11 protein-coding genes are annotated in these 13,721 nt (G+C 63.4%); 4 read left to right on the top strand and 7 right to left on the bottom strand.

Annotation, left to right across the window (positions count from 1 at the left end; translation table 11 throughout):
• Positions 1–17 precede the first annotated feature (17 nt).
• From prmA to BLR26_RS00295, 7 genes are all read right to left on the bottom strand, one after another.
• Positions 18–896 carry a 50S ribosomal protein L11 methyltransferase gene (gene prmA, locus BLR26_RS00325; protein WP_093376532.1) on the bottom strand — a complete coding sequence of 293 codons (879 nt, stop codon included), beginning with the start codon at positions 894–896 and terminating at the stop codon, positions 18–20.
• A 153-nt stretch (positions 897–1,049) separates the two neighbouring features.
• Entirely contained in the window at positions 1,050–2,405 is a 1,356-nt protein-coding gene (gene accC / locus BLR26_RS00320) for an acetyl-CoA carboxylase biotin carboxylase subunit (protein ID WP_045197008.1), read from the bottom strand.
• Positions 2,406–2,422: 17 nt separating this feature from the next.
• Positions 2,423–2,881 carry an acetyl-CoA carboxylase biotin carboxyl carrier protein gene (gene accB, locus BLR26_RS00315; RefSeq protein ID WP_093376528.1) on the bottom strand — a complete coding sequence of 153 codons (459 nt, stop codon included), beginning with the start codon at positions 2,879–2,881 and terminating at the stop codon, positions 2,423–2,425.
• A 98-nt stretch (positions 2,882–2,979) separates the two neighbouring features.
• Positions 2,980–3,432 carry a type II 3-dehydroquinate dehydratase gene (gene aroQ, locus BLR26_RS00310; protein ID WP_028945755.1) on the bottom strand — a complete coding sequence of 151 codons (453 nt, stop codon included), beginning with the start codon at positions 3,430–3,432 and terminating at the stop codon, positions 2,980–2,982.
• A gap of 171 nt (positions 3,433–3,603) precedes the next feature.
• Complete coding sequence (locus tag BLR26_RS00305; protein WP_093387168.1) at positions 3,604–5,394, bottom strand: protein-disulfide reductase DsbD; 1,791 nt, start codon at positions 5,392–5,394, stop codon at positions 3,604–3,606.
• A 94-nt stretch (positions 5,395–5,488) separates the two neighbouring features.
• Complete coding sequence (locus BLR26_RS27610; protein ID WP_371128661.1) at positions 5,489–6,268, bottom strand: methyl-accepting chemotaxis protein; 780 nt, start codon at positions 6,266–6,268, stop codon at positions 5,489–5,491.
• 1,290 nt (positions 6,269–7,558) lie between these two features.
• A complete protein-coding gene (locus BLR26_RS00295; protein ID WP_093376519.1) occupies positions 7,559–9,175 on the bottom strand; it encodes a diguanylate cyclase in 1,617 nt (538 codons plus the stop codon).
• A 283-nt stretch (positions 9,176–9,458) separates the two neighbouring features.
• On the opposite strand from BLR26_RS00295, the gene BLR26_RS00290 reads away from it, so the two are divergent.
• From BLR26_RS00290 to speA, 4 genes are all read left to right on the top strand, one after another.
• Positions 9,459–10,532 (top strand): DUF2333 family protein, encoded by a 1,074-nt coding sequence (locus tag BLR26_RS00290; RefSeq protein ID WP_093376515.1) that lies wholly within the window; start codon positions 9,459–9,461, stop codon positions 10,530–10,532.
• A gap of 3 nt (positions 10,533–10,535) precedes the next feature.
• Positions 10,536–11,072, top strand: a complete 537-nt coding sequence (locus BLR26_RS00285; protein ID WP_045197017.1) for an NUDIX hydrolase — start codon at positions 10,536–10,538, stop codon at positions 11,070–11,072.
• A gap of 194 nt (positions 11,073–11,266) precedes the next feature.
• Entirely contained in the window at positions 11,267–11,638 is a 372-nt protein-coding gene (locus BLR26_RS00280; protein WP_010221702.1) for a translation initiation factor Sui1, read from the top strand.
• A 153-nt stretch (positions 11,639–11,791) separates the two neighbouring features.
• A complete protein-coding gene (speA, locus tag BLR26_RS00275; RefSeq protein ID WP_045197019.1) occupies positions 11,792–13,705 on the top strand; it encodes an arginine decarboxylase in 1,914 nt (637 codons plus the stop codon).
• The last annotated feature ends 16 nt before the right edge of the window (positions 13,706–13,721 follow it).

Genomic DNA, 13,721 nt, shown 5'->3' with positions numbered 1-13,721 from the left:
GGTTATTCTAGGCGCACTTAGCGGCGGCGACCACTGATGCGTACCCAGCCATCGCGTACGGCGATCGGGTCGAGGTCGAAGTCCTTGGCGTAGGCCGCGGCAACTTCATCACCCTGCTCGGCGAGAATCCCCGACAGCGCCAGCAGGCCACCCGGACGTACCAGCCCGGACAGTTGCGGGGCCAGCGAGACCAGCGGGCCGGCGAGGATGTTGGCGACCAGTACGTCGGCCTGCATGGCCGGCATGTGCTCGGGCAGGTACAGGGCGAATTTCTCGTCGGCGATGCCATTGCGTCCGGCGTTGTCGCGCGAGGCTTCCAGGGCCTGCACGTCGATGTCGGTACCGACCGCTTCACGGGCACCGAGCAGCAGCGCGGCGATGGCGAGGATGCCCGAGCCGCAACCGAAGTCGAGCACCTGGGTGTCTTTCAGGTCCTGGCCGTCGAGCCATTCCAGGCACAGTGCGGTGGTCGGGTGGGTGCCGGTGCCGAAGGCCAGGCCCGGGTCGAGCAGCAGGTTGACCGCCTCAGGCTCCGGTGCCGCGTGCCAGCTTGGCACGATCCACAGGCGCTGGCCGAAACGCATCGGCTGGAAGTTGTCCATCCAGCTGCGTTCCCAATCCTGGTCTTCGATGACTTCGGCCTGGTGCTCCGGCAGTTCGGCGCTGGTCAGCAACTGCAGGTGGGCGAACACCGCGCTGGCGTCGGTATCGGCTTCGAACAGTGCCAGCAGGTGGGTATGCGACCACAGCGGGGTGGTGTTGAGGTCCGGTTCGAAGATCGGCTGATCTTCGGCATCCATGAAGGTGACCGAAACGGCGCCTACTTCGAGCAGGGCATCTTCATAGGTTTCGGCTTGTTCCGGGCTGATGGCCAGACGTACTTGCAGCCAAGGCATGGCGGGCACCTTTGGAAAAATCTACAGGGGCAGCCCGAGGCTGCGAGAAGCCCGCCAGTTTACTTGAGTGCGAGGGGTTTGTGGGAACCCTGTGGGAGCCCCAAAAAAAGACCCCGGTCACGGGACCGGGGTCTTTTTTACATCACTGGCGAATCACTCCTGGCTAGCCAGTTTGTGTTCCAGGTAGTGAATGTTGACGCCGCCTTTGCAGAAACCTTCATCACGCACCAGGTCGCGGTGCAGCGGGATGTTGGTCTTGATGCCGTCGACGACGATCTCGTCCAGGGCATTGCGCATGCGTGCCATGGCTTCGTCGCGGTCCTTGCCGTAGGTGATCAGCTTGCCGATCAGCGAGTCGTAGTTCGGTGGAACTGCGTAACCGCTGTACAGGTGCGAATCGACGCGAACGCCGTTGCCACCCGGGGCGTGGAAATGCTTGACCGTGCCTGGGCTCGGGATGAACTTCTTCGGGTCTTCGGCGTTGATCCGGCACTCCAGCGAGTGACCGCGAATCACCACGTCATCCTGGGTGAACGACAGCTTGTTGCCAGCGGCGATGCTGAGCATCTCCTTGACGATGTCGATACCGGTGACCATCTCCGAAACCGGGTGCTCCACCTGAACACGGGTGTTCATTTCGATGAAGTAGAAACGACCGTTCTCGTAGAGGAACTCGAAGGTGCCGGCGCCACGGTAGCCGATCTCGATGCAGGCATCGACACAGCGCTTGTAGACTTCCTGGCGGGCTTTTTCATCGATGCCCGGTGCCGGCGCTTCTTCCAGTACCTTCTGGTGGCGGCGCTGCAGCGAGCAGTCGCGGTCACCCAGGTGCACGGCGTTACCCTGGCCGTCGGACAGGACCTGGACTTCCACGTGACGTGGGTTGGTCAGGAACTTCTCGAGGTAGACCATCGGGTTGCCGAAGGCTGCGCCAGCTTCGGTGCGGGTCAGCTTGGCCGAGGCGATCAGGTCCTCTTCCTTGTGCACCACGCGCATGCCGCGACCACCACCGCCACCGGCGGCCTTGATGATCACCGGGTAGCCGACTTCACGGCCGATGCGCAGGGCTTCTTCTTCGTCTTCCGGCAGCGGGCCGTCGGAACCTGGCACGGTCGGAACGCCAGTCTTGATCATCGCGTCCTTGGCCGAAACCTTGTCGCCCATCAGGCGAATGGTGTCGGCTTTGGGGCCAATGAAGGCAAAACCGGAGTTCTCGACCTGCTCGGCGAAATCGGCGTTTTCCGCGAGGAAACCGTAGCCTGGGTGAATGGCGGTAGCGCCGGTCACTTCAGCCGCGGCGATGATGGCCGGAATGTGCAGGTAGGACTGGCTGGCCGAAGCAGGACCGATGCAGACCGACTCGTCTGCCAGGCCCAGGTGCATCAGTTCGCGGTCAGCCGTGGAGTGTACGGCGACGGTCTTGATGCCCAGCTCTTTGCAGGCACGCAGGATCCGCAGGGCAATTTCCCCGCGGTTGGCAATCAGGACTTTTTCCAGCTTCGCAGACATCGTTGGCTCTCCGCGGTTCAAACGATGGTGAACAGCGGCTGGTCGAACTCAACCGGCTGACCGTCTTCTACCAGGATGGATTCGATCACACCGCTGGTTTCAGCTTCGATGTGGTTCATCATCTTCATGGCTTCGACGATGCACAGGGTGTCGCCTTTCTTCACGGTCTGGCCGACTTCAACGAAGGCTGGCGAGGCAGGCGAGGCTTTGCGGTAGAAGGTACCGACCATTGGCGAACGGGCAACGGTGCCGTTCAGTTTTGGTGCGGCAGCTTCGGCTGGAGCGGCGGCAGCGGCCGGGGCGGCGGCTGGTGCGGCAACAGGAGCGGCGACTGGAGCCGGAGCGTAGTACTGCTGGGCTGGAGTCTTGCTGTGGCGGCTGATCCGTACGGATTCCTCGCCTTCCTTGATCTCCAGCTCGTCGATGCCAGATTCTTCCAGCAGTTCGATCAGTTTCTTGACTTTACGGATATCCATTAATCATCAACTCCCAAGGTTCGGTCAGGGGCGTAAATATAAAAACGTGTTAGCAAACGTTTCTTGTGAGCCCCGGCCCATAGGCCAGGTTCTCGTCATCAGGGCTTTGCGTTAGCAGCCAGGTGTTCCAGGGCAGACTCCAGGGCCAGGCGATAACCGCTGGCACCCAGGCCGCAAATCACTCCTACGGCGACATCAGAGAAGTAGGAGTGATGGCGAAAAGGTTCGCGTTTGTGCACGTTGGACAGATGCACTTCGATGAATGGGATGCTCACCGCCAGCAACGCGTCACGTAATGCGACACTTGTATGTGTGAAAGCCGCCGGATTGATCAGGATGAAGTCCACACCTTCGCTGCGCGCGGCATGAATGCGGTCGATCAATTCGTACTCGGCGTTGCTTTGCAGGTATTGCAGATGATGGCCGGCGGCGCGGGCGCGCTGCTCCAGGTCCTGGTTGATCTGGGCCAGGGTCACGGCGCCATAGACGCCCGGTTCGCGGGTGCCGAGCAGGTTCAGGTTGGGGCCGTGCAGCACCAGTAGCGTTGCCATCTGTGGTTCCTTTTTATCGTTAGGAAACTTTGCGCGGCGACTATGCCGTAAACCGGCGGGCACTGTCCAGTTACCAGCAATAGCCAGCACGATGACCGATATTCACGCTAAATATGTGACTAATTTATTAATTTCGGTCATCGAAAGCGGCTTTTTAGCGGCCCGAAGAAGTTATAGACCCAGATCGGCGCGAATGCGCGTCAGATGCTCGGCAAATTCGCCGGCGTTTATCTCGCCAACCACACGATCGGCGGTGATTTCGCTGCCGTTCGCGGCAAAGAACAACAGCGCTGGCGGGCCGAACAGCTGGTAGCGGTCGAGCAGGGCGCGCTGTTCAGCGTTGCTTTCTGTGATATCGAAGCGCAGCAACTGGTAGTCCTTCAGTTGTGCTAGCACTGCGGGTGCATTGAGCACCTCGTGCTCGATCACCTTGCAACTGATGCACCAGTCGGCGTACCAGTCCAGCAGCACCGGCTGGCCGGCGGCCTTGGCGGCGGCCAGGGCGCTGTCCAGCGCCGCCGGGGTGGTGAGGGTCTGCCAGGCGCTGGCGCTGCTGGCCTGGGCGCTTGCACCAGTACTGGCGTTACTGGCTTGAGGCAGCGGGCGCAGCGGGTCGGTCTGCCCGCTCAAGGCGCCGTACCAGCAGGTCAACCCATAGAACAGCAGGGCCAGGCCGAGCAGCTGCGCCAGGCGCTGCCGGGTGGTTTTCACCGTGAACTCCAGGGCGCCAAGGAACACCGCGGTACCGGCGGCCAGCAGGCCGACCAGCAGCAGCGTGACCTGCCCCGGCAGCACGCGGCTGAGCAGGCCAATGGCCAGGCCCAGCAAAAGCACGCCGATGGCGTTTTTCACCGTTACCAGCCATGGCCCGCTTTTCGGCAGCCAGGCCGCACCGCCGGTAGCGATCAGCAGCAGTGGCGCGCCCATGCCCAGGCCCAGGGCGAACAGCTTCAATGCACCCCCCAGGGCATCGCCGCTGGCGCTGATATACAGCAGGGCGCCGGCCAGTGGCGCCGACACGCACGGCGATACCAGCAGGCTGGAGAACACCCCGAGGATCGCCGCACCCATCAGCGATCCGCCCTTGGTCTGGCCGACCAGACGTTCCAGGCGACTACTGATGGCATGCGGCAATTTGAGCTCGAACAGGCCGAACATGGCCAGGGCAAACAGCACGAAGAACAGCGCAAACGGCACCAGCACCCAGGCCGACTGCAAGCGTGCCTGCAGGTTGAGGCCGGCACCGAACAGGCCCATCAGCGCGCCGAGCAGGGCAAAGCAGGCAGCCATCGGCAGTACATAGGCCAGCGACAGGGCAAAACCGCGTACGCCACCGACCTGGCCGCGCAACACCACGCCAGAGAGGATCGGCAGCATCGGCAGCACACACGGGGTGAAGGTCAGGCCGACGCCGGCGAGAAAGAACAGCAGCAGGCCTTGCCAGTCCCGGCCGGCCTTGGCGACCGTGGTGGTAGCTGGCGGCGCACTGCTGGTGATGCCATCGATGCTCAGGCGTGCGGTTTCCGGCGGGTAGCACAGGCCCTTGTCGGCGCAGCCCTGGTAGCCCACCAGCAAGGTGAAGGGGCGTTGTTCGTTGGCCGGGCGGGGAATTTCGATGTCGAGGATGCCGTGATAGACCTCGACGTCACCGAAGAACTCATCGTGCTTGGCTTCACCCGGGGGGATCTGCGCCGTGCCCAGGGCTATGTCGGCAGGCTCGCTGCGAAACTGGAAGCGGTGGCGGTACAGGTAGTAACCGTCGGCGGCGACGAAGCGCAGTTTCAGGCTTTGCCCTTGATCCTCGACCAGGCTCAGCTTGAAGGCTTCGTGCACTGGCAGAAAGTCGCTGCTGTTGTTCAGCGACGCGGCGCCGAGGGTGGCGCTGGGGCGATTGTCGAGCAGGCCGGCGCCGACGGCGGGCAAGGCCAGGAGCAGAAACAGGAGGCAAAGCAGGCGGCGCATGGCGGTCTCGCAGTACAAAAGTGCCTGCATGATAACGGACTTTGCAGCCCTGTTGCCTTCATCGCGGGTCAAGTCGGATCGCCGCGACACATCCTCACAGGCGAAAGGCCCGCACCGCCGTATTCAACTCGCCACCCAGGCGAAGCAACTGCTCACCCTGCTCACGCCCTTCACCAATACGTTGCAAGTTGTCTTCACCCAAGCCATGAATCCGCTCGCTGTGGTCACGAATCTCGCTCACCGCGCCGCTCTGCTGGGCGGTGACATCGGCAATCCGTACCGCTGTGGCCGAGATGGTCTGGATTGCCGCGACAATTTCATCCAGCGCGCCATCCGCCGCCTGGGCCTGGTCAGCGGTGGCCTCGGCATGTTCGAGTTGCGCGCGCATGCCTTCAACCGATTCGCGGGCCGCCTGCTGCAGGCGCCCGATCAAGGTCTGGATCTCACCGGTAGCGCCGGTAGTGCGCAGGGCCAGGGAGCGTACTTCTTCGGCAACCACGGCAAAGCCACGGCCCATTTCCCCGGCCCGCGCCGCTTCGATCGCGGCATTGAGGGCCAGCAGGTTGGTCTGCTCGGCAATCGAGCGGATCACCGTCAGCACGCCGCCGATGGTCGCCGATTCCTCGGCCAGTTGTTCGATCATCTGCGCGTTGCCCTGTACTTCGTCGACCAGCGCCCGCAGCCCGGTCAGGCTCTGGCCTATCACTGCCTGGCCTTGCTCGACCGCACGCCCGGCGTCGTGGCTGGCGTCGGCCGCCTGGCTGGCGTCGCCGGCGACCTGGAGGATGGTCGCCTCCAGCTCGCCGAGGGCATCACGGATTTGCGCGGTGTCGCCGGCCTGGCGTTCGGCGCCGTCGTGCAGGGCGCTGCTCATGCCGGCCAGGGCGTGGCTGCTGCCAGCGACCTGCTCGGCGTTGTGGCGGATGGTGCCGACCAGCTCGACCAGGTAGACCCGCAGGCGGTTGAGCGAGTCCTGGATATCATGCATTTCACGGTTGCTGCGGCCCAGGGCAATGGCCTGGCTGAAGTCGCCCTCGGCCCAGCGCGAGAGTGCCGGCGCGAGGTTGGTCAGCACCCGCGCCAGGCGCCGCTGCAGGGTGTCGATAAGCAGTGCGATCAGCAGGATCAAACCGATCATCAGGCCCTGGATCACCCGCACTTCGCCCTGGATGGCGGCATGCTGGCTACGCACACTGGGTTCGAGCTCGGCGATGGCCTGCTGCACGGCGCCGATGCGCTCGAAGGTGCTGCTGGCCAGGGCGCTGCGTTGCTGGATCTGCTCGCGGGTGCGCTGCAGCTCGCCGGGGTAGCGCTTGATCAGGCTGTTGAGTTCGCGTTTGAGCGCCACCCCGGTGTCTTCGGTCGCTGTGCTGGCCTGGGTCTCCAGGCCCATCAGCGCGGCAAAGTCGTCGGCGCTCGAAGCGCTGCTGGCGGTCACCCCCAGCAGCGGCAATTGTTCGAGTAACTGCGCCTGGGCGGCGATCTGCGCAAGTTCGCGCTCGACTTCATCGGCCAGTTCGCTGCGGCCGCTGCTGACCATTTTGTCCCGCGCCAGGGATAGCCGCGACAGGTGCAGGGAGGCGTTGAACAGCAGCGGCGAATAGCGCCCGGCATCGCTGCTGGTGCTGCTCTGGGCATAGTTGGCCAGTTGCTCGAGGCTCGCACCCAGTTCGCGTTCGGCCTGCAGCAACAGGGCCTGCGGGTCGCCGGCCAGCTTGCCGGCGCCCAGCAACTCGTTGGCGGTGAAGCGCTGCAGGTTGTCCAGGCTCGGGCGCAGGCGCTCGGCAAGCTCTGCCGGCAGTTGCTCCAGTTCACCCTGCAGGGCGGCGGTGGTCTGCAGCGCCGTGGCATGGCGCAGGGCGTCGCCGCTGCTCAGGTAGTCCTGGATATTGCGCGCCGCCTGGTTCTGGAATTGCTGCGACAGCGACAGATAGCGCTCCATTAATAAATAGGGGCGCTCCAGGGCGCGCTGCGACCACCACAGGGTCGCGCCCAGGGCGATGCACACGGTAACCAGCAACAGGGTATTGAAATTGGTGAGCAGCTTCAGGCGCATGTCCGGTGTCTACCAACGGCCGAATGGTAAGCGCCTGAAGTTATTGCGTTTTTATGACCGGGTTATGACGGAGCGGGCGGTTCGGTGAAAAAAACTGGCACTTTGCCTTTATGCTTCGACCCGTTGCACGCAGTTGCGCCCGGCACCCTTGGCGCGGTACAGCGCCTCGTCGGCGGAGGTGGCCATGCTCAGGGCGTCCAGGCCTTCGCTCAGTTGCACCACGCCGGCACTGAAGGTGCAGGACAAGTCGCGCGGCTGGGCCGGGTAATGGATCTCGGCAAAGCGCCGGCGAATTTCGTCGAGCACCTTGTGCGCCGAGCCCAGGTCGGTGTTGGGCATGACGATGGCAAATTCTTCACCGCCGTAGCGGCCAATGAAGTCGGTCTTGCGCAGGCGCTGCTTGAGGAACAGCGCCAGGCTCTTGATCACCCGGTCGCCCATGGGGTGGCCGTGGCTGTCGTTGACCTTCTTGAAGTGGTCGATGTCGAGCATGGCGAAGCTCAGTGGCTGCGCTTCGCGGCGCGCACGGAAGCTGCAGTCCTCGAGCAATTGCAGGATATGGGTGTGGTTGTACAGCCCGGTGAGGCTGTCGCGCACCATCCGCGCCTTGAGGTTGCGCGCCCGGGCGGCGCGGTTGCGCACGGTGGTGATCAGGTGCCGCGAGCGGATCGGCTTGGTCAAAAAGTCATCACCGCCCTCGCTCATGGCGTCGAGCTGTTTGTCCAGATCGTCCTCGGCCGACAGGTAGATGATCGGCACGCTGACATAACGGTCGTTGTGGCGGATCACCTTGGCAAGCTCGGTGCCGGTGCAGGCCGGCATGTACATGTCGAGGATGATCAGGTCGGGCTGGAAGTCGGCAAGCTCGGCCATGGTCTGGATCGGGTCGATCAGGGTGCGGGTGACGATCCCGGCGCTGTTGAGCAGGCGCTCGGTGTGCAGGGCCTGGGCCCGCGAGTCGTCGATGATCAGCACCTTGAACGGTTCGTACTGGGTGACGCTGGTCAGCAGCTCGACCTTTTCCAGCAGGCTCGAGGCTTCCAGGGTGCCGGTAAGGAACTCCTGGCCACCGGCGCGCACGGCGGCCAGGCGCGTCGGCGTGTCGGTTTCGTGCAGGCTGAAGAACAGCAACGGCACCCGCTGCTCCAGGCCCTGCTGGGCCTGGGCGGCCAGTTGCAGGCCGACACCGGGGCCGGTGAAGTCGACGTCCATGACGATTGCAGAGGGCAGCCGTTCGCTCATGGTCGCCTGGAACGCGGCGGCGCTGTACAAGGCCTGTACACCGAGGCCGAAGAATTCCAGTTGCTGGGCCAGACGCTCGGCGCGGTCGTGGTCCTGGAGCATGATGTACACCGGCTTGCGCAGCGGCGGCAGCGGCACTTGCTCAAGTTGGTCGCCCTGGCGCAGGCCGGTGCGCGACAAACGTTGCATCAGCCGGTTGAGGTCGCTGATCAGCTGGCTGCTCAGGCGCGCGCTGTTGGCTTCGACCGCCTCCAGGGCATGGCCGATGGCCTCGGCCAGCTGGCTGTGCTCGGGCTGCTCGAAGCGCTCGGCATAGCGTTGCAGGCGCAGGTTGGCTTCGCACAGCTCACCCAGGTCGCCAGTCGACCACTCGCTGCGCTGCAGGCGCTGCCAGATCTCGAGGATTTGCCGGGCCTGATGAATGACCCGCTGGGCAAAGTGTTGCTTGAGGCGCTCACGATTGGGGTCTTCTGGCTCGGTCATGTCCTGACTACTTATAAGGGGTGAGGCTGAGTTCGAGTGATGGCTCTATGCTAGCACCACTTTCCCGGCAATCGAGTGCCTTGTATCAATTAACTGTACAAGTCCGTTTATTCATTTGCTGACCCAATAGTCGCTTATGCGAAGCGCCGTGCTTGATTTATAGTGCAGCGATACTTGCCGACCCCGGCAGGTGGCGCGCGGCATTAAAAGCCCATCGCGCTGGCACGAAGCCCGGGGGTTGCGGTCGAACCCCTTGAACCGACGTGACTGAAAGGACAACGCCATGCTGGACTGGAAAAACCGTACAGGCAAAGCCGAGGCGCGTGAGCGGGTCGAACCGCGCACCGCTGCCACCCGCAGTTATTTTGGCGGGTTGTTCTTCAGCCGCGCCCTGGGCTCGCTGATCGGCCTGTACCTGCTGGTGTGCGTGGGCCTGGGCTGGTACTGGAGCGCCGAGCCCGACCTGTTCCCGGTGCAGCAGAACGCCCAGGCGGCCGCCGAGAAAACCGGCAAGCAGATGGTCGTCGGCTATACCACCATCGAAACCCTCAAGACCGTGGCCGGCACCCTGCTCAACAAGCCCGGCGGCTATATTTCCAACGACCGCTTCCCGCCTGGCCTGTGGATGGACAACATGCCCAGCTGGGAGTACGGCGTGCTGGTCCAGGTGCGTGACCTGAGCCGCGCCCTGCGCAAGGACTTTGCCCGCTCGCAGTCGCAGTCCACCGAAGACGCTGACCTGGCCAAGGCCGAGCCGCGCTTCAACTTCGACAACAAGAGCTGGATCCTGCCGTCGAGCGAATCGGAGTTCCAGGAAGGCATCAACTCGCTGACCCGTTACCAGAACCGCCTGGCCTCGCAGGATCAGCAGGGCGCGCTGTTCTACACCCGCGCCGACAACCTCAACAACTGGCTGGGCGACGTCGCCACCCGCCTGGGTTCGCTGTCGCAGCGCCTGTCGGCAAGTGTCGGCCGGGTCAAGCTCAACAGCACCCTGAAGACCGAGTCGGTGCTGCCGGGCCAGGTGCCGCAGCTTGACGAAGAAGTGGTCGAAACCCCGTGGCTGCAGATCGACAACGTGTTCTACGAAGCCCGCGGCCAGGCCTGGGCGCTGTCGCACCTGCTGCGCGCCATTGAGGTCGACTTCGCCGATGTGCTGGCGAAGAAGAACGCCACGGTCAGCGTACGGCAGATCATCCGTGAGCTGGAAGCCTCGCAGGAGCCGCTGTGGAGCCCGATGGTGCTCAATGGCAGCGGCTTTGGCATGTGGGCCAACCACTCGCTGGTCATGGCCAACTACATTTCGCGGGCCAACGCTGCCGTCATCGACCTGCGTCAACTGCTGACTCAGGGCTGATCGGTGTCGATCTCCGAGCAGGAGGCAGCGCACCGCGCCGCCTCCGACCGCGAACTGATTGCCTGGGTCGACGAAAGCGACCGCCTGCTCGGCGCCGTGGCCCGCGCCGAGCTGCGCGAGCGCGGGCTGATTGGCCGCGGCACCTACATCCTCTTGTTTAATTCCGCTGGCCAGCTGTGCGTGCACCGGCGCACCCAGAGCAAGGCGATTTACCCCGGGTACTGGGATGTCGCCGCCGGTGGCATGGTCCAGGCCGATGAGAGCTATGCCGAATCGGCGGCCCGCGAACTGGAAGAAGAGCTGGGGGTCGGTGGGGTCGAACTCACCGCGCATGAATGTTTTTTCTTCGACCAGACCGGCAACCGGCTCTGGTGCGCGGTGTTCTCGGCGGTCTGGGACGGGCCTTTGCGCCTGCAGCCCGAAGAGGTCAGCGAGGCACGCTTCATCGCCGTCGAGCAGGCCCTGGCCGACAGCCAGCAACAGCCATATTGCCCCGATTCACTGGCTGCCTTGCGGCGCTACCTCGACCGTCGAGCCTGACGTCGCTAAACACATGCAAAATGGCGCAGTTTTGTACTTAGCATTCGCGACTTTTATCGTTACACTGCGCGGCCTTTAAAGGCTGCCGCACGCTTCATGCGGCAGTTGCGCTGCCCCTGCCAGAGTGGGGCTTCGCGGTCGGTACCCCGCCAGGGGCGTCGACCAGTTTTTATCCTCACCGTAGAGGATCAAAAGTGGCCAAGAAAGCCGCATCATTCGCCGCCCTCGGTGGCCTGGTGTTCTCCACTGATGCAGGCCGGCATTGCCCGGACTGCAGCAAACCCATAGATGCCTGCATCTGCAAACAGACGCTCATCCCCGAAGGCGATGGCATTGCTCGCGTGCGTCGCGAAAGCAAGGGCCGTGGCGGCAAGACGGTGACGACCATCAGCGGCGTGCCGCTGCCCCTGGAACAGCTCAAGGATCTGGCTAGCACGCTCAAGCGCCGCTGCGGAACCGGCGGCGCGTTGAAAGACGGGGTCATCGAAATCCAGGGCGATCATGTCGAGCTGCTGCTGGCCGAACTGATCAAACAGGGCTTCAAAGCGAAAAAGTCCGGCGGCTGAAGACTGCATCGCGATTTTTTGCAATTCGCTTTCTAAACTCGTTCCCGTAGGAAGGGTCTATCCCTGAACACGGATAATCGTCACTTTCAGGTTTTACACTGCGCCCGCCCCATGCAGGCCGGTGTTTTTCGACTTTCTATATAGGGGACTTCAATGTCCGTACGACGCACACGCAAAGACGATGGCAGCCAATGGACAGTTGCGGACAGCCGCAGTGTTTACGGCATTCGCCATTGGGGGGCCGGCTACTTCGCAATCAACGAGGCCGGGCGCGTCGAAGTCCGCCCGAACGGGCCTGGCAGCGCGCCGATCGACCTGTTCGAACAGGTCGACGAACTGCGCAAGAGCGGCCTGTCGCTGCCGCTGCTGGTACGTTTCCCGGACATCCTCCAGGACCGCGTGCGCCAGCTGACTGGCGCTTTTGACGCCAACATCGCGCGCCTGGAATACCAGAGCCAGTACACCGCGCTGTACCCGATCAAGGTCAACCAGCAAGAAGCGGTGGTGGAAAACATCATCGCCACCCAAAACGTTTCCATTGGCCTTGAAGCCGGCTCCAAGCCTGAGCTGCTGGCCGTGCTGGCGCTGGCACCGAAAGGCGGCACCATCGTCTGCAACGGTTACAAGGACCGCGAGTTCATCCGCCTGGCACTGATGGGCCAGAAACTCGGCCACAACGTCTTTATCGTCATCGAGAAAGAGTCGGAAGTGGCCCTGGTGATCGAAGAAGCCGCCGAGCTCAAGGTCAAGCCGCAAGTTGGCCTGCGCGTTCGCCTGTCGTCGCTGGCCTCGAGCAAGTGGGCCGATACCGGTGGCGAGAAGTCCAAGTTCGGCCTGTCGGCGGCGCAACTGATCTCGGTGGTGCAGCGTTTTCGCGATGCCGGCCTGGACCAGGGCATCCGCCTGCTGCACTTTCACATGGGCTCGCAGATCGCCAACCTGGCCGACTACCAGCACGGTTTCAAGGAAGCCATCCGTTACTACGGCGAGCTGCGCGCGCTGGGCCTGCCGGTCGATCACATCGACGTCGGCGGCGGCCTGGGTGTGGACTACGACGGCACCCACTCGCGCAACGCCAGTTCGATCAACTACGACATGGATGACTACGCCGGTGTCGTGGTCGGCATGCTCAAGGAGTTCTGCGATGCCCAGGGCTTGCCGCATCCGCATATTTTCTCGGAGAGCGGCCGCTCGCTGACCGCGCACCACGCCGTGCTGGTGGTGCAGGTGACCGACGTCGAGAAGCACAACGACGAAGTGCCGCTGATCGAGAACAAGGAAAGCCTGCCCGAGACCGTGCAGTGGCTGGCCGACCTGCTCGGCCCGACCGATATCGAGATGGTCACCGAAACCTACTGGCGCGCCACTCACTACATGAGCGATGTGGCCGCCCAGTATGCCGACGGCAAGATCACCCTGGCCGAGAAAGCCCTGGCCGAGCAGTGCTACTTTGCCGTGTGCCGGCGCCTGCACAACTCGCTCAAGGCCCGGCAACGCTCGCACCGCCAGGTGCTCGACGAACTCAACGACAAGCTGGCCGACAAGTACATCTGCAACTTCTCGGTGTTCCAGAGCCTGCCGGACACCTGGGCCATTGGCCAGGTCCTGCCGATCCTGCCGCTGCATCGCCTCGACGAAGAGCCGCTGCGCCGCGCCGTGCTGCAAGACCTGACCTGCGACTCGGACGGCAAGATCAACCAGTACGTCGACGAGCAGAGCATCGAGACCAGCCTGCCGGTGCACGCGATCAACGAAGGTGAAGACTACCTGCTGGGTATCTTCCTGGTCGGTGCCTACCAGGAAATCCTCGGTGACATGCACAACCTGTTCGGTGATACCGACTCGGTGAACATCTACCAGAACCCGAACGGCAGCGTGTACCACGCCGGTATCGAGACCCATGACACCATCGAAGACATGCTGCGCTACGTGCACCTGTCGCCGGAGGAGTTGATGACTCACTACCGCGACAAGTGCGCCAGCGCCAAGATCACCGCCCGTGAGAAGACCCAGTTCCTCGACGCCCTGCGTCTGGGCCTGACCCGTTCGTCGTACCTGTCGAGCTGATCAGTGGTGCGGGTCG

It is taken from the genome of Pseudomonas sp. UC 17F4 (assembly GCF_900101695.1).
In the GTDB taxonomy this organism is placed as follows: Bacteria; Pseudomonadota; Gammaproteobacteria; order Pseudomonadales; family Pseudomonadaceae; genus Aquipseudomonas.
This window is presented reverse-complemented; position numbering and strand designations above follow the sequence as displayed.

What these genes read in the sequence shown, in the direction of transcription:
- BLR26_RS27610 (WP_371128661.1), bottom strand. Translation starts at nt 6,268, where the DNA reads ATGAGCAGCGCCCTGCACGACGGCGCCGAACGCCAGGCCGGCGACACC.
- accC (WP_045197008.1), bottom strand. Translation starts at nt 2,405, where the DNA reads ATGTCTGCGAAGCTGGAAAAAGTCCTGATTGCCAACCGCGGGGAAATT.
- BLR26_RS00290 (WP_093376515.1), top strand. Translation starts at nt 9,459, where the DNA reads ATGCTGGACTGGAAAAACCGTACAGGCAAAGCCGAGGCGCGTGAGCGG.
- BLR26_RS00305 (WP_093387168.1), bottom strand. Translation starts at nt 5,394, where the DNA reads ATGCGCCGCCTGCTTTGCCTCCTGTTTCTGCTCCTGGCCTTGCCCGCC.
- BLR26_RS00295 (WP_093376519.1), bottom strand. Translation starts at nt 9,175, where the DNA reads ATGACCGAGCCAGAAGACCCCAATCGTGAGCGCCTCAAGCAACACTTT.
- accB (WP_093376528.1), bottom strand. Translation starts at nt 2,881, where the DNA reads ATGGATATCCGTAAAGTCAAGAAACTGATCGAACTGCTGGAAGAATCT.
- aroQ (WP_028945755.1), bottom strand. Translation starts at nt 3,432, where the DNA reads ATGGCAACGCTACTGGTGCTGCACGGCCCCAACCTGAACCTGCTCGGC.
- prmA (WP_093376532.1), bottom strand. Translation starts at nt 896, where the DNA reads ATGCCTTGGCTGCAAGTACGTCTGGCCATCAGCCCGGAACAAGCCGAA.
- speA (WP_045197019.1), top strand. Translation starts at nt 11,792, where the DNA reads ATGTCCGTACGACGCACACGCAAAGACGATGGCAGCCAATGGACAGTT.